17 protein-coding genes and 2 pseudogenes are annotated in these 19228 nt (G+C 66.2%); 3 read left to right on the top strand and 16 right to left on the bottom strand.

The genetic code is table 11. The features are described 5' to 3' along the window. From C1737_RS27265 to C1737_RS20185, 13 genes and pseudogenes are all read right to left on the bottom strand, one after another. Positions 1–260, bottom strand: a 260-nt coding sequence (locus C1737_RS27265; RefSeq protein WP_233214800.1) for a hypothetical protein, incomplete at its 3' end; no start/stop codon positions are given. Positions 261–361: 101 nt separating this feature from the next. Next, positions 362–649, bottom strand: a complete 288-nt coding sequence (locus C1737_RS20130; RefSeq protein ID WP_067917001.1) for a WXG100 family type VII secretion target — start codon at positions 647–649, stop codon at positions 362–364. Positions 650–692: 43 nt separating this feature from the next. After that, a complete protein-coding gene (locus tag C1737_RS20135; protein WP_067917004.1) occupies positions 693–995 on the bottom strand; it encodes a WXG100 family type VII secretion target in 303 nt (100 codons plus the stop codon). A gap of 89 nt (positions 996–1084) precedes the next feature. Further along, positions 1085–2314, bottom strand: a complete 1230-nt coding sequence (locus tag C1737_RS20140; protein ID WP_102419290.1) for a PPE family protein — start codon at positions 2312–2314, stop codon at positions 1085–1087. 250 nt (positions 2315–2564) lie between these two features. Beyond that, entirely contained in the window at positions 2565–4334 is a 1770-nt protein-coding gene (gene eccCb, locus C1737_RS20145) for a type VII secretion protein EccCb (protein WP_067917008.1), read from the bottom strand. Next, entirely contained in the window at positions 4331–6574 is a 2244-nt protein-coding gene (eccCa, locus tag C1737_RS20150; protein ID WP_102419291.1) for a type VII secretion protein EccCa, read from the bottom strand. The genes eccCb and eccCa overlap by 4 nt, the downstream gene beginning before the upstream one ends. Next, positions 6571–8022 carry a type VII secretion protein EccB gene (eccB, locus tag C1737_RS20155; RefSeq protein WP_067917011.1) on the bottom strand — a complete coding sequence of 484 codons (1452 nt, stop codon included), beginning with the start codon at positions 8020–8022 and terminating at the stop codon, positions 6571–6573. The genes eccCa and eccB overlap by 4 nt, the downstream gene beginning before the upstream one ends. 3 nt (positions 8023–8025) lie before the next feature. Then, the gene (gene eccA, locus C1737_RS20160; protein ID WP_067917013.1) at positions 8026–9747 is read right to left on the bottom strand and encodes a type VII secretion AAA-ATPase EccA; all 1722 of its coding nucleotides are present in this window, start codon (positions 9745–9747) and stop codon (positions 8026–8028) included. Beyond that, positions 9744–10355 carry a hypothetical protein gene (locus tag C1737_RS20165; RefSeq protein ID WP_102419292.1) on the bottom strand — a complete coding sequence of 204 codons (612 nt, stop codon included), beginning with the start codon at positions 10353–10355 and terminating at the stop codon, positions 9744–9746. Before C1737_RS20165 ends, eccA begins: the two co-directional genes overlap by 4 nt. A gap of 46 nt (positions 10356–10401) precedes the next feature. Further along, entirely contained in the window at positions 10402–11250 is an 849-nt protein-coding gene (locus C1737_RS20170; protein WP_102419293.1) for an ESX secretion-associated protein EspG, read from the bottom strand. Between the two features lie 2 nt (positions 11251–11252). Then, positions 11253–11567, bottom strand: a complete 315-nt coding sequence (locus C1737_RS20175) for an ESX-1 secretion-associated protein (protein ID WP_068092271.1) — start codon at positions 11565–11567, stop codon at positions 11253–11255. 63 nt (positions 11568–11630) lie between these two features. Beyond that, the gene (locus tag C1737_RS20180; protein ID WP_102419294.1) at positions 11631–12884 is read right to left on the bottom strand and encodes an EspA/EspE family type VII secretion system effector; all 1254 of its coding nucleotides are present in this window, start codon (positions 12882–12884) and stop codon (positions 11631–11633) included. A 716-nt stretch (positions 12885–13600) separates the two neighbouring features. After that, positions 13601–14341, bottom strand: a pseudogene (locus C1737_RS20185) (FHA domain-containing protein); the annotation flags it as partial. Positions 14342–14930: 589 nt separating this feature from the next. Between C1737_RS20185 and C1737_RS20190 the strand changes: the two are divergent. Together C1737_RS20190 and C1737_RS20195 are read left to right on the top strand one after the other, a co-directional pair. After that, positions 14931–15218 carry a WhiB family transcriptional regulator gene (locus C1737_RS20190; RefSeq protein WP_082972736.1) on the top strand — a complete coding sequence of 96 codons (288 nt, stop codon included), beginning with the start codon at positions 14931–14933 and terminating at the stop codon, positions 15216–15218. A 253-nt stretch (positions 15219–15471) separates the two neighbouring features. Beyond that, positions 15472–15753, top strand: a complete 282-nt coding sequence (locus C1737_RS20195; protein ID WP_067917026.1) for a WhiB family transcriptional regulator — start codon at positions 15472–15474, stop codon at positions 15751–15753. Positions 15754–15849: 96 nt separating this feature from the next. Here the strand turns inward: C1737_RS20195 and C1737_RS20200 are convergent, their stop codons facing one another. After that, on the bottom strand, positions 15850–16290 hold the full coding sequence (locus C1737_RS20200) for a nitroreductase/quinone reductase family protein (RefSeq protein WP_067917034.1): 441 nt from the start codon (positions 16288–16290) through the stop codon (positions 15850–15852). Between the two features lie 14 nt (positions 16291–16304). Continuing rightward, positions 16305–17147: an NAD(P)H-binding protein gene (locus C1737_RS20205; RefSeq protein WP_102419295.1), complete on the bottom strand. Its 843-nt coding sequence runs from the start codon at positions 17145–17147 to the stop codon at positions 16305–16307. A 110-nt stretch (positions 17148–17257) separates the two neighbouring features. Here C1737_RS20205 and sigI point away from each other — a divergent pair, with 110 nt between their 5' ends. After that, the gene (sigI, locus tag C1737_RS20210) at positions 17258–18136 is read left to right on the top strand and encodes an RNA polymerase sigma factor SigI (protein WP_102419296.1); all 879 of its coding nucleotides are present in this window, start codon (positions 17258–17260) and stop codon (positions 18134–18136) included. Here the strand turns inward: sigI and C1737_RS20215 are convergent. Continuing rightward, positions 18133–18981: pseudogene (locus tag C1737_RS20215) on the bottom strand (MinD/ParA family protein); the annotation flags it as partial. The gene sigI and the pseudogene C1737_RS20215 overlap by 4 nt on opposite strands. Positions 18982–19228: the final 247 nt, after the last annotated feature.

Raw genomic sequence — 19228 nt, forward strand, 5'->3', positions numbered from 1 at the left:
CGCCGTGCGACGATGCCACCGAAGAGGCGGACGACGCCATGACGCCGCTCGAGAAGTTTTTTTCTCAAACACAATGCGACATACAGGAGAAGAGCCCCTCGCGGGGGCTCGGAGTTGTGTATAAGGGCCGGGGGTGTGTTGGGCGGCCCCGGCGGCGTCGGGGACGGACCGTCCACGTCGAAGTCCCCGTACCCGCCGGCGTCCTGGGCCGCATCAGCCTCGTCGGACGGCGGAAAGAGCCGGTCGTAGTCGGCCGCCATCAGAACCTCTCAGACACTCGCAGCCGCGAAAGCACGAGAAGAGGCGAGATCTCCCACGGGGTCGAACTCGCCCAGTCTCGTGCTTCGTCGTGGTTGCTGGCTTATGAGAACATTCCCGTGACGCCGGACTCGGTTTGGGCCATCGTCTGGCTGGCTTCCGTGATGCGGGCCGCCAAGTTTTTCAACGAGTCGTTCAGCTCCGCGGAGCTCTGGTCCCAGCGCTGCTGCACGGCCTGGTAGGCCTCCGAACCGCTACCGCCCCAGGCCGCGGCGAGCTTCTGCAGCGAGCTCTTGCCCTCGTCGAGCAGGCCCTGGGTGGCCGCCACGGCCCCCTGGATCTGGCTCGCGCCGCCTTCGATGCCCGCGAAATTCCATGACTGTTCGCTCATGTTGTTTGCTCCGTTCTGTCTATTCGGTGAGGGGTTGTCAGGGTCAGAAGTTCATTTGTGACGAAAGCGAGCTGGCCTGCTCGTCGTCGGCCTTGGAGTACTCGATGCCGGCACCGTGGATGTTCTGCGAAATGTCGCTCAGTGCCTTGATCTGCGCCTGGCCGGCTTCGTGGAAGCGTGCCAACGCCTGCTGGGCCGCCGCGCCGGCCTGACCGCGCCAGTGGCCGGCCAACTCGCCGCCGGTCGACTCCACCTGTCCGATGACCTGCTGGAGCTCGCTCGAGATTCGGTCAAAGTTGCTGGCCTCCGCGCTGAGGGTAGCGGCGTCGGTTCTCATCTCTGCCATGTTCGCTACTTTCTGTGTTGCTCTTCCTCACCAATTGATGGCAAGTCTTCCGGCCCGGGCGGCCGGGAAGTCTGTTTCGTACGGTGCCGTCACCAGTCGTCGTCGTGGTCGTCACCGTCGTCGTCGTGGTGTTCGGCGGTCAGCGTCGCGGGGGCCGCCAGGCTGGGTCGAGTGCTCCCGGATCCGGCTTGCGCGCCGTGGCCCATCGCGCCCATCGGGGCCGTGCCGCCCATCGCCGAGGACCCGGCGCCCGCTCCTGCCGCGGCGGGCGCCATCGCCCCCGCCGTGGGCTTGTCGATCAATTGGCTCATCAGCGACGTGCGGGCCGAGGTACCGCCCGCTCCGGGCAGCGCTTCCGAATGCATCAGACCCAGCCCCGCTTTGGGGCCCGAGCCACCGGCCAAGGGGTGACTCGACAGGGGACTGGCACCGAGCAGGCCGACCTGGCCGGGTGCGCGGTCAGCGGCCCCGCCCGCGCCCGGCAGATTGCCGCCGGGACCGCCCATTCCGCCGGTCTGGCCGGCCAGTGACGTCATCTGTTGCAACGGCTGCATGAGCTGCTGCATCGGCCCACCCAGTTGCCCCAGTTGTCCCGTGTACTGCGGAACTTGTTGTGCGGGCGGAACGGTCGCGTCCGGCGTAGGGACATCGGGAGTGGGGACGTCCGGGGTGTCGGACGGAATGTCCTCCGCTACTTCCTCGGCGAGGGCGCGCAGCGTCCCTGCAGCCTCGTCGGCCGCCGTGCTCGAGAGCCGGGCCAACGCCTGGGCCGCCACGACCTCGCCCACCCCGGGTTGCACGATGGGTTTCACGGGGGGAAGCGGCTCGAATGTGGTGTTCGCCATCGTTTCGGCGAGGTAGACGTCCATAGAGACGGCGGCCTGATTCCACATGCGGACGAAGTAGTCGGTCTCGTTCAAACCGATCGGCACCATGTTGATGCCGAGGAAGTTGGTGGCCGTCAGCACGCCATGTGTGATGTGGTTGGTCGCAATCTCGGGCAGCGAAGGCGTCATCGCCAACGCCTTCGTGTAGGACGCGGCCTGGGCCATTGCCCGCATCCCTCGTTGCTGGGCGTGCTCGGCCGCTGTGTTCAGCCAGGCAACCATCGGTGTGGCCGCGGCGATCGCACGCTCGCTGCCGGGCCCCGTCCAGGCGGCTTTGAGGGCTACCAGGGCGGCGCCCAATTCCACGGCCTGAGCCTCCAACGCGGCTCCCAGCGCTTCCCACCCCGCGGCGGCCTGCAGCATCGGCGCTGGACCCGCTCCGGCCATCAACCGAGCGGTGTTCAGCTCCGGTGGCATTGCGTGCCACAACATGTCTACCGGTCTCCTTGTTTACGAAGTGTCGTTTGCGGTTATCTTCTGGTTGACTTTGGGGTCGCTAATTCATTCCGCTTTGCATTCGGGTTCGCGCCATCCCTAAATCAAGTGAACACAAACAAAAATCCATGTGAACGCATACCAATTCGGCTCATGGCGACAAGCAACAGGTGCTAGGCGCCCCGATTCGGTTGTCGCCCTTTGGTTCACGGCTTCTTTAGCAGGCGACGGGATAATCCTAACCGCCCTATGGTGCTGGTGGATGCACTTCTTCTGGCGGATCGATGTAGACCGCCTGGATGACCTCTTTCCCGTCTGGAGCGACCAAGAATGCTTGCCCCGGGGGGCGGCGTTTGACCTGAATTTCCCGCGACGGGAAATCCTGCTTGTCGCCCGAGAGGAACAAGGTCGGGGACCCGGCGCCGTAAGCTGCGCCGACGAACTTGTCCATAGTCGATTTGTATGCGTAGCTCATTTGGCAGGTGACAATGATGTGCAGCCCGATATCCGTGGCTGCGGGCAATAACGGCGCCAGCGGTCCCATCGGGGGCATGCCGCCGGCGGCGGCCACGATCATGTGCCAGTCGTCGACCAAGAGAACCACGTCGAATCCGGTCCACCACGAGCGTGCCCGCAGCTGGGCGGTGGTGAGATCGGCCGGCGGTAACCGCTTCTTCAGGTTGGTCGCCAACGCTTTGATGGCCTCGTCGAGCGTGGTGCTGTTGCGGTTGATCGCCCCCGCGTCGAGCAGATGGCTGTCCGGCACCGCGTCCAGCAGCCCGGAGCGGTAGTCGGCCAACATGAACCGCACTTGTTGTGGACTGTTGCGCGCGCAGATGGCCCGTGCGATTGCGTGCGCCGTCCGTGTCTTGCCCGACTTGGCCGCACCGAAGATCAACAGGTGCGGGGTCGTGTACATGTTGGCGTAGGCCACCGACAGGTCCGCTTCGCGCAAGCCGATCGGAATCGTCCAGCGCGTGCGGTAATCAGACTCCGGACCGGGAGGGTTCGGGTCGAGTTCGTGAAGGTAGATCCGCTCCGGCAACACCCGGACGCGGGGCGCCACGTCGGTGTGATGGGAAGCAATCTCGTTCACGGCCGCCGTCATCGCCTCGACCAGGTTGTCCGCGCTGTGCACGCCGTCCAACCTCGGCACGCCGATCATCAGGTGGTGCTTTTCCACCGACATCGCGCGGCCCGGTCGATTCGCTGGGATCTCGCGCACCGTGCGGTCGATCTGGGTGTCATTGACGTCGCCGAGCCGGAACTCGATCTTGGTCCCCAGATAGTCGCGGACGCGTGACTTCAACTCCGTCCATCGCGGTGTGGTGATCACGGTGTGGACGCCGAACGACAAGCCCTGTGAAGCCAACTCCTGGACTGGAGCTTCGAGGTCGGGGAATTCGGCGACGAAAGCCGGCCACCCGTCGATGACCAAGAAAACGTCGCCGAACGGGTCGTCCGCGACGGGCTGGTTAGGGTCTTCGCGCAGCTGCCGGTACATCGCGATGGAGCCCACCCGGTGTTCCTTGAAGGTGGCCTCGCGTTGGCGCAAAACGGCCTGCACCTCCGCCACCACCCGCATGACCCTGTCGGGCTCCGACCGGGTCGCCACCCCGCCGACATGGGGGAGGTCGTCCAGATAGATCAGGCCGCCGCCCCCGAGGTCGATGCAATAGAACTGAACCTGCCGCGGCGTGTGGGTGGCGGCGGCCGACATGATCATGGTTTGCAGCAGGGTCGACTTTCCCGTCTGCGGCGCGCCGCCGATGGCGATGTTGCCGCCGGCTCCAGAGACGTCGACGCCCCACACGCCCTGCAGGTGCCGGCGCGGCTCGTCCATGATGCCCAGGGCGAAGCGCAACGTGTGGCGCTGGTCATCGTGCGCGACAAGCTCGTTGAGCGGCGTCGGATCCTTCAGGGGCGGCAGCCACATCTTGTACGCCCGCGACTCCGTAGTGCTGAGTTGGTCCAGCACCACTTCGCTGAGCGCCCGTACCTTGGGTTCGACTGTCACGGCGTCATCACCTCGTCGAGGACGGGCGCGGCGGTGAATTGGTGAATCCGCAGGTTCTTGGATCCGGCCTGCGGGCTGGCCCCGTTGCCGTCGCCGTCAGGCTCGTCCCGTTTCGGCGGAATGTAGGGAGCGCCGGTGTAGAGGGTGCTGAACTTGACCGGATCCTCCATACCCACCCGCAGAAAGCCGACGCCACTCTCTTTATTGGTGATGTACTGCGCCTCCGGGGTGCCGATCACCATCTTTGACTCGTGAGAGCTGGTGGTGCGCAACGCGATGCGGTATGTGAGGTTGGGCTCGAGCTTGTCGATGCGGGCCCCTCCGGTTTGCAGTGACTGGGTGGCCAGCAACAGGTGCACGCGCAACGAGCGGCCCACGCGGCAGATCCGGTCGAAGAGATTGATGAAGTCGGGGTGGCTCTGCAACAACTCGGCGAACTCGTCGACGACGACGAAAAGCGTTGGTAACGGGGCTAAATCGGCACCGCGTTCGCGATACTTCTCATATTCGGCCACACCGGACAGCGCACCGGTCGCACCCACCTGTATGCCGGCCTGTCGCAGCAGCGACTGGCGCCGGTCGAGTTCCCCGGTCAGCACCTCACCCATCCGGCTCACGAGCTCGGCTTCCTCGGCCATGTTGGTAATCACCGCGGCGGTGTGCGGAAGCTTCTCCATGCCCAGGAACGTCGACCCGCCTTTGAAGTCGGTGAGCAGGAGGTTGACCTGATCCGGATGGTGCATCGCCACGAGGGACAGGATCAGCGTGCGAAGGAATTCCGACTTCCCCGACCCGGTCGTCCCGATGAGCATGCCGTGTGGTCCGCCGCCGAATTCGGCGCCCTCTTTGATGTCGAGGTACATGATGTTGCCGGTCTTGAGCTCGTGACCGAACGGGATCTTGAGGCGATCGCGGTCCTTGTCGGTGTACATCCGCCAGCGCGCGGGCGTCACCTCCTCGACGCTGTGGGCTCCCACCAGTTGATGCCACTCCGTGGCGACCTTCTTCTGGGTGCCAATGTTCTTCTTGTCGATGATGGTGCCGGTGATGGACCAACCGGCCAGCTTGCGCGCGATGCGGGCGGCTTGCCGCGGGGACAGGCCGTCGGTGCGCGCCGTCACCTGGCGGAACGACTGGCTGGGCAGGCGGTCGTCGGCGGTGCCGTCGTCGGCCACCCGGATGCGGTAGTTCGAACCACGGTGGTTGCCCAAAGTGATGACCGTGACGCCGGCCCTGCCGTCCGGCGGGAAGCCGGCCTTCCCGCCGGTCAGGTCCACCACGACGACGTACGGGCCGCCGGGCAGCGCATCGGGTGAGTGTGGGCCACGCGCAGCGAGATCGGACAGCCCGTCGGGTCGGGTGTAGATCATCCTTGCCGGGCCGGCACTGTCGGTGTCGGTCGGATGCTGAAGGTGCGGTAGCCATTTCAGCCACGACCAGTCCGGATCGTCGGGTTCCTCGGTGAGCACCCGCAGTTGCAACAGGTCCGGGGGATGAAAGACGGCGAGATGGCACACCATCGCCGCCAGCAAGGCAGCCGACCCCCCCGGATCGCCGCCCACGGCGATCGTCGGAAAGGTGCGCAACTGCACGAGTTTCGGGCAGTCGTGGATCAGGCCATGGGTGCGCAAGAACTTGACCGCCCACATGTTGGCAACCGGTTCGAGGTATGGCTGCGGCGCCGCGGTGGGGCCGGCCAGCTCGCCTCCGGCGGACGGCTTCATGAGCCGGTCCACAGCCGGCTGGTCGCCGATTCCGATCCGCGTGGCGGCGTAGAAGTCGGCGTTGGCCGGGCGTGACCACTGACGCGGCGTACCGACGATGGACAGCAGATCGTCTGGATGGGGTGCGTGGAAGCTGAAGAACGCCACTTGCGCACTCGCCGAAGAGGTCACCCTGGGACGCAGCCCCGCCAGGTACCGAAGGTATTCCTTCCGGTCGGCATTGATTTCGGGCACCTTTTTCCCGCCACCGCCGCCACCGCCGGCCACCATGCTCAACGACATCATGATCATCATCAGCGGCATCATTAGCATGTACGGCGAGAGCGCCCGGGTGCCGGTGAGCACCATGATCGCGATCATGCCGAGCATGCAGACGCCCATGACGTACGGAAGCGCTTTTTGAATGCCCGACGGCGGGATGTCGACGCCGAGGTCTTCCGGTGGGGTGAGGCTGATTTCGCCGGGCGTCAGCCGAGGACCGCGGGCGACCGTAGGGGTGAACTTCTTGGTCGTCATGAGGCCGCTCCTGGGGCTGCGCCGGGCAATTTGCGGGGGCTGGGGTCAGTCGGCAGCGTGTCGTGCTCCAGCAGAGCCGCGTCTTTCGAGAGCACCGGCCCGTCCACGAGCAGGCGAACGATTTCCCACGGAGCGGTCTTGGGCGACGGGAGGCCGAGCGACGACGCGGTCTGCTGATCGGGCACACCGTAGCGAACCCCTTGTGGGTCAACGTAATACAAAGATTCACCGTACCGAGGATCCGGTGACTGTAGCTGCACGAATTTCCCGCCATCTATGTAAACCGTTGCGGAGCCTTGAATCTGCTTGATCCCGGTGGTCATCGCTGACGCGGGTATGGGCAGATGGCGGCCGGTCAACACCGCGGTTCTCGGCGCCTGCTCACCGGGCTTGCGTTCCCACATCCAGCACAGCGTGGGGTCGTCCGGCCGCGAGACGATCTTGATCGGCTCGTCGGGCAAGGGCGAGTTGTACACCAACTCGGGGATGTTGACGATCAGGTTCGGAGGCAGCGACGGAGGAACCACCAGCCCGTACGATTGATTCGCGCGCAACGCAGCCGCCGTGTTGGCATTCACGGGCGCGACCCCGTCCTGCATCACGACGAAGTATCTCAGGCCGAGGGTCGTGTGCAGCTGTAGCACCGAACCGATCACCAGCTCATCGGGCAGGCCCAGGGTGTTCGGGGCACCCGCGTTGGGGACGGGAGGTAACTGCCAGGAGCCGGCATCGGGCAGCGCGTTGAACATAGCGGTGGAGAGGGGGCTGGGCTTGGCGGTGCCGCGGATGCCCACCGCGAACGTCATGGGGCGGTCGCTGAGGTTGGTGGCGTGCCGGCCCTTGGCGGTGATGACCCAGTCCTTGCCTTGATACGACGCCAACAGCGCCTCGCTGGGCAGGATCGGGTCGATCGCGGGATGCTCGATTACCACCGGCATCGCGATGATTCCGGTTTGCACTGTGGGATTGGCACTTTCGGCCCGCACGACGGTATCGCACAACGTCCAGGCCGAGGAGGAATCTGACGACACGGGGGTGGCATAGGGGGCGCCGGGGATCCCGATGGACTGGCCCTTCGGTAGGCGGTTCAGCTCGGCGGACTTGACCGTCGCGGGTTCGGCCGGGTTGCCCAGCACCAGCCGCGCCGAGGTCAGGTTGTAGACGGGATGGAGTTCGCTTCCGACCTTGAGGTAAAGCTGGTTCGTCCCGCGGTCCACGAACAGGTTGCCGTTACCCAGCTTGCCCTGCGGTTTGAAGTAGGCCATCGCCAACGCACCGACCACGATCAACACCGAGACGACGACGCCGAGCGACACCGACCGGCTGTAGAACTGCAACGGGTCGTCGAACATGCGGGTGTCGCGCCGGACGATCGCGTGTTCTAGACGCCGGAGCAAAAAGCGCCAGCCACTGACTTGCACCTTGGTCGTAAGCCGGAAACTCGCCATACGTCACTCGACGAGGTTGAGGCGTCCGTGCACGGCCTCGATCGCCTCGGCCATGTCCTCGCCGTTGATCTCCCTTAGGCGATCCTCGTCGAGGCTCTCGAAATCGACCGCCCGGGTCAGGCGGATGTCACGGTATTGTTCCCCCGCCTCCACGAGCTGTCGCGCGTAGCGGCCGTTGCCGGCAATGTCGAGCGCAGGCTTGCCGCGTACCGTCCGCTGACTGAGCAGCTTGGCCGCCGCCAGCAGGTTGTCCTCGGCTTCCGCGCTCAGGGCGGAGTCGTTCCCGGCCGCAATGACTTTCGCGATTTCCAGGATCTCCTCCGGGGAGTAGGAGTCGAATTCGATACGGGTGGCGAACCGGGACCGCAACCCCTCGTTCGTCTCCAGTAGCCGGTCGATATCGGAGCTGTAACCGGCGATGATCACCGCCAGTCGGTCCCGGTCGTTCTCCATCCGGGCCAGGAGGGTGTCCAGCGCCTCCTGGCCGAACGGGTCCGTCCGCCCATCCCGTTCCTGTACGAGGGCATAGGCCTCGTCGATGAACAGGACGCCGCCCAGGGCGCGATCGATGGTCTTGGTGGTCTTCACCGCCGACTGTCCTTCGTATTCGGCGACGAAATCTTTGCGTGCCGTCTCGACGAGTTTCGGTTCCGGGATGACGCCCAGCCCCGCCAGGATGTTGGCCACCACCCGCGCGATCGTCGTCTTGCCCGTACCGGGCGGTCCGGTGAAGATCATGTGCTTGCTCGGCTGTGCCACCTTCATGCCACGGGCGGCCCGAACCCGCGCCATCTGCGTGGCGGCGCGGTACCGCTCGACTTGGTCCTTGACGCGGCTGAGCCCGATCTGCCGCTCCAGCTCGGCTTCCGCCTCGGCGAGCAGCTTCTCCCGTCCCGAGGTGTCGGCTACGACAGTGGACGCGTCCCAGGGGTCGGTGCGCGCGGCGATCTGTTCGGCGCTGGTGGTTTTCAACCGATACGACGGATCCTTTAGGGCAGCAGTGACTTTAGGCTCCGGGTGGGTGGTCTGCAGCCACTCCAGCAGCGCCACCGCGGCCTCTTCATTTCCCTGTCCGCGGCGCGTCATCGCCAGATACCAGGCGATGGCGCGCGCACATGCCTCGCCGGCAGGCGACGCGTTAGCCTCCGTGAGCCGGCGCTCGGCTTCGGTAAACAGACCGAGGTTCGCCGCGGCGACCCCGTGCGCGACGCCGGCCGCGGCCGCCAGGAACGCGTCCGGCCATTTGCCGGCGCCGCGTACCTCTTCGATCACTTCCGTCCAACGTTGCGCCTCGCCGTAGACCACCGCCTTGACCCAGGACAGCAGGTGCTCGGCGCCGGTCGCCGGACTTGCCTCCAAGGCCTCCATGGCGTCGGCGTAATTGCCTTGGGCCGCTTCACTTACAGCGAAACCCAGGGTGATCGCCAGCGGCGAGTTGACCGGGTAAGTGATGTCGCCGTATAGGCCACCGATCGCGATCCGGGCGTTGACGGCGTTCATCGATATCTGGGCGGCCCCGGCCAGTTGTCCGAAATTCGTGCGCGAATACCAGGCGCGGAACAGTGTCACCCGATCGGTGTCACCGCAACGGATGCGGCCGATCCACGCATCGCAGGCCGACTCGTCGTAATTGGTGATCTCGGTGAACAGGTCCAGCGCCCGTGCCTCCGAGATGGGCAGCATGCCGACCGCACTCTCGAACAGACCGGCCAGCTGTGCGCTCATTTGTCGGTTTCGTCATTCGTGTATCGGGCGGCGAAGACCTCTGCCTGTGCCATATCGGCCTGCTCGGCCGTCGGCAACGGATACACCGCGTCCATGAACTCTCGGATGACGTCGGTGTCGGCTATCCCGAGCTGGTCGAGGCTTTCCGTCACGGTTTGATCTTCCTGCAAGAACGTGCGTTGGCCTGCAAGCCCTTTTTGCCGGGCCAGGTCTGCAAGGACGAGAACCTCTTCTGCGAGTTCCGATTCGGTCATGTTGGTCACCTTCGGCGACAGGGTGACCCGCTGCGTCCTCCCGTCGATGAGCGCCGACACCGACACCGTATCGGGGGGATTGGTCACCGTGAAGAGCGCAAGACCTTCTTCTTCGTCTTCTTCTTCGGCCTCGGCCTCGGTCACCGAGGCGATGGCCGCCAGCTCCGTTTCGCTGTCATCGGGTTCTGTGGGTGCGTACTCATCGAACGCGTCGGCGGGCGTTTCCTCGAAGCCGTCTTCGGTGAAGGAAAAATCCAGGGCATCGGAGTGATGTAGGCCGTGATCGTCGGAGTCGGAATGGTGCGCGGAGAAGTCGAGGGCGGAGAGGTCATCATGGTCGTCGTGCTGGGGCATGAAGGTTCTTCTTTCTGGTTTCCGTACTGAATAGATAACGGCAGAATCAACCCCGGTACGAGGCTTCGGCGGCTCCGACGTGATCGAACCAGCTGCCCACGGGGAGGAACTCGAGCAGCGCCTCCAAGGCGCGCTGCAGATTCTCCTGCGTGCCGGGAAGGAAACTTCCGTACAGCTCGCCGCCGACGCGACGGGGCAGCGACACCAGCCGGCCCAATGCCGAGTCGAGGACACCGGCGGCCACGTCGGTCTGCGTAGACGTGCCGCCTGGGTGGCGTTGGCCGGCGGTGATTTCCACCCAGCTGCTCGGGTTGGTGATGATCTCGGCGTAGATACGGGCCGACGGTGCCTCGAGGCCGTGTGCGGTCAACTGCGCCGCGGTGGTGCATTTGGCGAGTTCGCCGGCGAGGCCCGTCAGCGGTTCGACATTGGCGGGTTCGGCAGTGCTTAGAACCGTGGTCACCATGCCCGCCAGGCCCACCTGAGGAGCCACCAGCTGCAGCACCAACAGGTCGCCGTCTCGCGCCGCGATGACGTGACGTTCGTCCTTGCGGCACACCGCGAATCGCACCATGACACCGCCGACATCGCGCCGCCACCATCGGCCCTCCAGCGTCCGGTCGGGCCTGCTGAGGGTGTCGACCATCGCCGCCACTGTCGGGTGAGGCTCACCGTTTTGATCGAGCACCCCCTGCGCGGTGAGGTCATGCTGCACCTGGCTCCAGACCAGGTTGCGCAGGTCCTCTTGTGGGATGTTTTGCCGGATCCCAAGCGCGGTAGGGAAATCGACCAGGTGTAACCGGTCGGCGATGACCAACATCCCGTCGATGGTCACCTCCACGCCGACGACGTCATCGACGAGGCCGGCGCGACCGCCAGTGAGGGGACCGGACATGATTAGTTGTCGAGCATTTGGCTTTTGAGGTTGCCGCTCAACTCGCTGTCGACGCCCTTGTACGCCGCTTTGGCGCCGCGCAGTTTCGCGGCGAGTTCGTTGGCGGCGGCCGAAAGGTTTTGCCCGGCTGTGCGGCGCGCACCTTCGGCGCTGCTGAACGCACCGTTGGAGCATCCGCTGATAACACCGTGGGTCACCCACACCGCGACGGTGAGATTGGAGGTTGCACCGGCTGCCTCCCCCGCGACGCCCTTCGCTGCATCCTGCTTGCCCGCCAGCGTCTCCAAGTAGTCCGGTGTGACATTCAATGCGGCCATTGATGTTTCTCCTGTTCTATCGCTATGGCGTTGGCTTGCATTGGTTTTGATGCGTCAGGGACATCACAGGACGCGGCCGGGCCTGTCGGCCCCAGCCTCGGCACCGGCCTCCGCGACTTCTACGGGAGCTCGTTCGGCACCGGCTGCGCCCGAGGCGGCGCCGGCCTCGTCGGCGGCCTTCGCGGCGGGTGCGTCGCCGGCCGCCCCTTGGCCTCTTGCGGAGGCCGCGAGCTGCTGTGCCTGTCCCACTGTCTGGCTTACCGTCTGGCTTACCTGGTTCACCGGCTGGGACAACGCCGACGAGGCTTGGGCCATCTGCGCCGTCTGCGCGGGGCTGGGTGGCGCGAACGCCGGTGCCGCCGGCGCCGTTTGACTCGGAGCCTGCGCCGCCGCGTCAGTCGAGCTTGTCGCGTGAGCTTCACTGGCGGCGTCCAGCAAAACGCGTTGCGCCGGCGAAGCGGACTCGCGGCCCAAGCTGGTGTTGGCCAACGATTGGATCGTCGGGGCGGCGGCGAAGGCCGACAGCCCGTCGGAAACGGCCGTGAAGCTGGAAAGCTGGGACGCGGTCTTCGCCGCCACCTCGCCCTTGATCTCGCCGAACGTGCCTGCCATCTCGGTTTGCGCCCTGCCGGCGAGCTCGCCATAGCTGATGGACAGCGCGTCGACCGAGTGGGAAATCGACATCGAATTGGACAGCGTGAACATCTCGAACGCGAAGACCGATGCGCATGCCCCGAAGGCGGCCACGATCTGGAACGCGCACGATATTTCCGGGCCGGTGATGGGGATCAGGTACAGGGCCATCGCAACGCCGAGGCACGCGGTAAGTACCAGGGTCGATACCGTTACGCACATGTGCGCCTGCTTGACCTTGCCGGCCTGATCGGCCACCAGGGTCTTCATCTGCTTGTCCAGTTCTTCCATCTGCTGCACAAGTGATCTCAGCGTGTCGTTCATGGCCTTATAGGCGTCGGCTGCCTCACCGGTCCAGCGAAGTTCGTCCGGATTGGCCGCTTCCAGATTGAGCTTGACGTTCTCGTACTTGTCTTTGGCGGTGCTGAATGCGGATCCCGTGTCCGGGGACGAGAGCCCATTAAGTAAGTCCACGAGGAAGATCGCCAACATAGCGCCGTCGATAATCGCCGTCGGCGTCGGCAGCACCTTTTTCCCGACTTTATCCAACGCGTCCTTGAGTCCGGTTTTCGTCTTGGCGAAGTATTCGACAGCCTTGCCCGCGGCGGCGGCGCCGCCCGCTGCCGCGCTGACCCAGTCTCCGCTGTAGGCGGCCCCGCCCGCGCCTTGAAGTCGTTGCACCACGGTCGCCAGAGAACTTCCACCTGCAAGCCAAGCCACGTCGATTTCCCTTCACGCTGGTTGCTCCCATGCTGGTCGTGCGCACGGTGAGTCGAGCGTAACAGCGCACCAACCCCCCTCGATGCACGAATTTTGTAATAAGCCAGCGGTTTCGAAGCGGTCGGCTGGTGCGGTCCGCGGCGAAGATTGCGGCACGGTTGCCGGGCGGTGAACGATTGGATCAGGCCAGTCCCACGGCCACAGCGGATCTGGGCGACGAACGCCCGATCGTATCGGACACCACGTATCCGCGGTTCCTTGCGGCACTTGCCTGGCGGTCGTAATCGGGCCTTCGCTGGCTGCCGGAGGACCGCGCAGTGCGATCGCGAGATGGCCTGAGCCCCAGGCGGATTGGTTTACCCGAACGGGTTTGACGGTCCCAGCACGGCGACCACTTGGCATGCGAATCAACCTGGCACAAGAGAGGCGATGGCCCGTTCCTGCGTCCGCGTCGCAAGTGCGTCCGCTCGCACGCCGCTCCGTTTCGTGCGGGTGCCCCGGAAGCAACGAGCCACGGCCAGACACGGCCTACGGCTGCGTGTGGTCCGACGCCCGGGCCGACTCTGTCGCATCGCGTATTCCCGGCCTCAGCGACGCGGGTTGGACGCGCCACATGGCCGGCGATCATGAGGGCTGCGAAGCGCCGCAAAGTCGCGGCGAAATAAAGGGCGCGTCCGGCCTTAATGAATTTCGCCGATCAACCTTTCCAGCGCTGCGGCGGCGTCGTCGGTTAATGGGTCGCCCGCTTCGGCGCGGACAACATCCTCCTCGCGCACGCCGGCCGCCTGTGCTGTCTCCTGGGCGGACAGGTTGGCCTGCCGCCGCATCGCGTAGAGGCGCGGGGCCAATGGGGCATCCGCGGCGCCGGCGGCGAGTGTCATGAGTTCGTCGTAATGCCGGCGAACCCGGGCGAGCGCCTTGATCAGTTCAGGGGTCATCGTGCTGATGCGGGCCGCCCGGACCGCGATCGTCTCCAGCTGACGCAGATCGAACAGGATGGGCTCGACCCGCTCGATGAACTCCGGATCGTGGACCGCCGGCAACGCGGCGATGGCCAGGCTGCAGCCGTCGACGGCGGCGACGACCGCCTGCGCGATCAGCGACTCCGCGCTCTCGGGTCCGGGGCCGGCGGCCGACCGCCCATCGGGAACGCTGTCCTGCCGAGGGGAGGCCGCGGGCATGGTGCCCTCCTGGCGGATTCGCGCGATCGTTCCCGTGGGCCACTGCAACACTTCCTCGAGCTTCGCGCGGGTCCGCTCGCGGGGCCAGCTGCGTCCCTTCTCGAAAGCGATGAGAGCGCCCGCGTTGATGATTCCGTCGGCCGCCAGGCTGCGCTGGCTGATGTCGAGTTCGCGGCGGCGGGCGGCGGCGGCGGCCCCGGCACGAACCAGGCCCGGGTCCATATCGCTGGTCTGGGAGCCGGTGTGGCGCTCATTCGACTCGCCGAGGCCTTGTCGCCCCAGTGTCTCCGATGGCCCGGTCATATCGATTCGACATTCCCCCCGCTGGACCGGCGAACTCCGCACGATCGTTTCCCTGTTCGCCGAGCCGACGGACTGTCGCCCGGCGCCGAGCCGCCTGCATCCCCGGTGATTCCTCGCTTGAGAACAGCGCGGCGGACTCTCCGTCCTGCCGATTCTAACCGTTGCACCCCGGCATTCCTATCGCAGATGCTACGTTTCTCGGCCGTCAGAACTGTGAAATGGTCAGGCGGCGGATCTCCGAGAAGCCGGCCCACGCTACGGTTGGGCGCGCAACGACGGCCGCCGCACGCGACGGCCGAGGGTGGGATATCTGCGGCCGGCCGCGCGGGTTCGACCTCTCCGACATTTTTACTTACCGGTCATGCGGTTGCCGCTTTCGAGTGCTTAACTACGCATGTATCAAATAAGGTAGGTCGCGCAGGAGTCACGTGTTCGGAGGCTTAACTGTGGCGTTGCAGCGCTTCGTGCGCTGCGGCCTGTGTTGCACGGCGGGCACTGCCGCGATGATTCGTGCCGGGACGGGAGAATGACCGCGCCCGAGCACGGCTTTTGGCAGGGGGCGTGCACGCAGGATCCTGAGCGTTGGACGACGACGCCTGACGCCGAGGCCAAAGCGCTCTGCCGAAGGTGTCCACGCCGGTGGGCGTGCGCCCGGGAGGCGTGTGAGCTGCCTGGGGCCGAGGGCTTGTGGGCCGGTGTAGTGATTCCCGAAGGGGGGCGGGCCCGGACCTTCGCGTTGCGCCAGCTGCGCTCGCTTGCCGAGCTGCACGGGTATCCGGTGCGCGAACACAGCGCTTCGACGAGGTCGGCGTAACGGCGTGCCCGCTACGGTTGGCCCGGCGCGGCTCCACGTGCCCGCCGTCAGCTGAAGACCCAGTTCACGCACCGTATCGGCCGTCGCGTGGGCGATTCGCCGACACGCGCGGCTTCGGCGGCAGCGACATACCGAAGCGCCATCTGCGAGGGATCACTTCAGTTGCGGACAGAAAACTGTTGCATTGAAACGGTTAGCGCTATAGTTTGGTGAGTGTAATGCAGGACCCCGCTATGCCAGAAGGGCGCGCGACATGACCGCAGCAGTTTCGTACAACATCCCGCTCGGCGCCTGCACGCAGGATCCCGACCGCTGGACCACCGCCCCCGACGCCGAGGCGATCGCCCTGTGCCGGGCCTGCCCGCGCCGCTGGATGTGCGCGCGGGATGCCGTGGAGTCGGCCGGCGCGGAAGGCTTGTGGGCCGGAGTGGTGATCCCCGAAGGCGGCCGCCCACGCGCGTTCGCGTTGCGCCAACTTCGGTCCCTGGCCGAGCGCAACGGATATCCGGTGCGCGAGACCGCGAAGTCGGCCTAGGCCCGGCCCATGGCCGCCGATTGTGAACCTTCGGCGACCGGTGGTCGCCGAAACCGCTGCGGCGCTTTCTCTTTGGGGCGACCGAGCAGGCGGCCGTCAAGCCGGCTCGAAGCGGAAGACGGCGAGCCGTCCCGCCAGTGCTTCGAATTCGTCGGCCGTTCCATCACGCACCATCCCGGACCGTTTGGCGAACGCCACTCCGACGGGGACTTTGGCGGGGAATTCCCGCAGCACCGGCCGGGCTTCTCCGGCGGAGAGTTCGACGATCCGGACTTCCTGTGACCGCAGGCCGCGGCTGAGAACGCCGGTGCCCGCCGCCCGGGCGTTCGCCGCCCAGTCGGCGCCGGGATAGCCCGCTACTACGTACATGTCGCCCTCGAATTCGAACGGCGTCATCGGGGTGCTGCGGGGCCGGCCCGACTTGCGGCCGGGCACCGTCAACACCATCGCCGGACCGGTGGGAATCCCGAGCCGTTGGACGGCCATCATCACCTTGTTCATGGGTTTGAGGTAGCGCGGCGGACGCGGTTGTGACATGTCGTTCTCCTTATTCATTTCGCGACGGCGAAGACGGCTCGGTGCTCGGCGACCCACTGGGCGAACGGCCGCGCCGGGCGCCCGAGGAGCTTCTCCACGTCGTGGGTGATGAGTGCCGGTGCATCGAGCGTCGCGGCCAGCATGGCGATGTAGGCATCGGCGAAGCCCGCGGTGAAGCCCAACGCGAGGAACCGCTCGCGCACCGCGCTGGTGGGAATCTCCCGATATTGCAGCGGGCGACCCAGCTCGGCGCCGATGACCTCGACGAGCTCCACGTTGGTGAACGCCTGGGGACCGGTCAGCGGGATCCGCTGGCCGACAAGCTCATCGGTGAGCAACGCCCGCGCCGCGACCTCCGCGATGTCGGTCTCGACGATCGGTGCCGTCGATGCCGTGGCGTATGGCCCGAAAACCACATCGCCCGCGCGGATCTGCGCTGACCACATGCCGGCGAAGTTCGTCGCGAAGACGGTGGGCCGCAGGCTCACCCACGCCAGGCCGGAGTCGACGGCGAGCTGTTCGACCTCTCTGTTGCGGTCCCCTCGGAAGCGGGACGGCTGGCGGGCGAAGTCGTCGTCGGCGTTGATCGCCGAGAGCGCCACCAGTTTGGTGACGCCGGCGCGCACGCACTGGGACACCACTGCTTCCAAGTCGGCGCCCAGCGCACGGGAGTTGAGGAACACCGCCGACGCGCCCGGCAGCGCCTCGGCCGCCGAGTGTGCGAGTTCGACGCCGGGCGCAAGCCCGGCGGTCTCCGGCGTGCGGGTCACCGCCCGCACCGACGCTCCCGCGCCGGCGAGCGCGGCGACGAGAGGGCGCCCGACGTTGCCGGTCGCCCCGGTTACCACGATGGTCATGGCATGGCTCCTTTCGGAATTTTCTGTGCTGCTCCAAGGACGGGGCGAAAGGTGGAAAAGTTACCCGCGAGAACCAGTAACTTTTTGCCTCAGCAGATCGTCGAAGAGTCATGAACCAGTCGCAGTCAGCGGACGACCAGGTCGCCGAGGCCTGGCGTCGTCACCGCCCGTATCTGGTCAACCTCGCCTACCAGATGCTTGGGGACGTCGGTGACGCGGAAGACGTTGTGCAGGAAACCTTTCTGCGCCTCTCACGGACCGAGGTCGGCGAGGTCGAGGACGTCCGGGGCTGGCTGACGGTGGTCGCAAGTCGGCTCTGCCTCGACCAGGTGCGCTCGGCCCGCGCGCGTTACGAACGTCCGGGCGAGGTCCAAGAGCTGCCCGCGCCGCACCGCTGTGACCCGGCGGACCGGATCACCCTCGACGACGAGATCCGCTCCGCTTTGCTGGAGGTCTTGCGCAGGCTCAGCCCCGCGGAACGGGTCGCCTTCGTGTTGCACGACGTGTTCGGCGTCCCCTTCGACTCGATCTCGGAAACGGTGGGCCGCCCGGTCGGCACCTGCCGTCAGCTGGCACGGCGCGCGCGGGCCAAATTCCTTGCCGCGCAACCCAAAACCAACGCGATCGCGTCCGCCGAGCATCAGCTCGTCACCGACAAATTCATCACCGCGTGCGCCAACGGTGACCTCGCCGGGCTGGCCGCCGTGCTGGATCCGACGGTGTGGGGCGTGGGCACGATCCTGGCCGACCCGGCGCCGCCGCCACAGATCAACCACGGTCCGCAGGCGGTGGCCACCAACCTGCTGCGCTACCTGTGGCCGGACGTGACACTGGTCAGCGGCCCCGCCGGGGGGCCGGCCCTGTTGGCCTTCAGCGGCCGCCGCCTGTTCGCCGTCATCGTGCTCACCGTCCGCGGGTCCCGTGTGGTCAAGATCGAGGCCATCGCCGACCCGTCGGCACGGGCGGGTCAGGTTGCCGAGCGGGCCTAGCCCGTCCGTCGGTCCTCGGCGCGAGCCGCGAAGTACTCCGCGATCGTCGCGGTGACCTCGAGAAACTTCCGCCGGGTCGCCGCGGCCATCTCGTGGCTCACGTCGATGACGCCGCCGGGCCGTAGGTGCGGGTCGAAGGGCACTTCGATCACCGGCCGGCCGTGATCGATGAACTCGCGCGCCAGCAACGTTCGGGTGCGCTTGTCGGCGTGGCCGTCCGAATCGTTGAGCACGACGATGCTGTTCTCCAGCAGGCTGTCGAAGCCCTGGTCGGCCAGCCACTCCATGGTCCTGGCGGCGGCGTTCGCGCCGTCCGCCCACGGCGAGGACACCACGATCAGCGCGTCCAAGTCGCGCAGCACCTCCTGGGTGACCGGCGCGTCCATGGTCGAGCCGCAGTCGATCACCGAGATCGCGAAATGGCGGTCCAGGCGCAACGCGGCCTCCCGGTAGATCGCGGGGTCGAGCACCCGGCGCGGGCCGGACGCCGGTTCGCCGCCGAGCACGTGCAGCCCGGCGGAATTGCGGCCCACCCGGGCAACCATGTCGCTGAAGGACTGCAGGTTCTTGTCCGCGGTGAGCTCCCAGAACGACCCGGTCGAACTCGGGTCGATGCGGCTGCTGAGCCGGCCGAACGCGGTGTCGGCGTCGATCGCCACGACGTGGTCCTGCCTTCGGAGCTCGGCGAACAGGGATCCGACGCTGGCGGCCACCGACGTCTTCCCCACGCCGCCTTTGCCCAGGACGCCGACCTTGAAGTTGCCGAGCAGGCGGGTCCTGATGGCCGCCTCGAACTGGGCGTCCTGCTGTTGGGCCGGCGAGGGCCCCAGCTTGACCAGGCCAAAGGCTGTTTCCTATACACATCTCCGAGCCCACGAGGCGGAACCCTTCATCGTATGCCGTCTTTTGCTTGAAAAAAAAAATAATACCTCTCCGGCCTATTTGTTATACGCCACTGTCCCCCTCCGCCCAGACGGTCCCGCAGGAATTCGTCGCGCTCGTTCATGGGCTCCTCGGCTGCCAGGCGATCCATCGGCGGGTCAGGTGGTTCGTCCGGGACCAGTGATAAGTACCACGGCCCCACCACCGTCG

Origin of the sequence: Mycobacterium sp. 4858 (assembly GCF_900240975.1) — a bacterium.
GTDB lineage: Bacteria > Actinomycetota > Actinomycetes > Mycobacteriales > Mycobacteriaceae > Mycobacterium.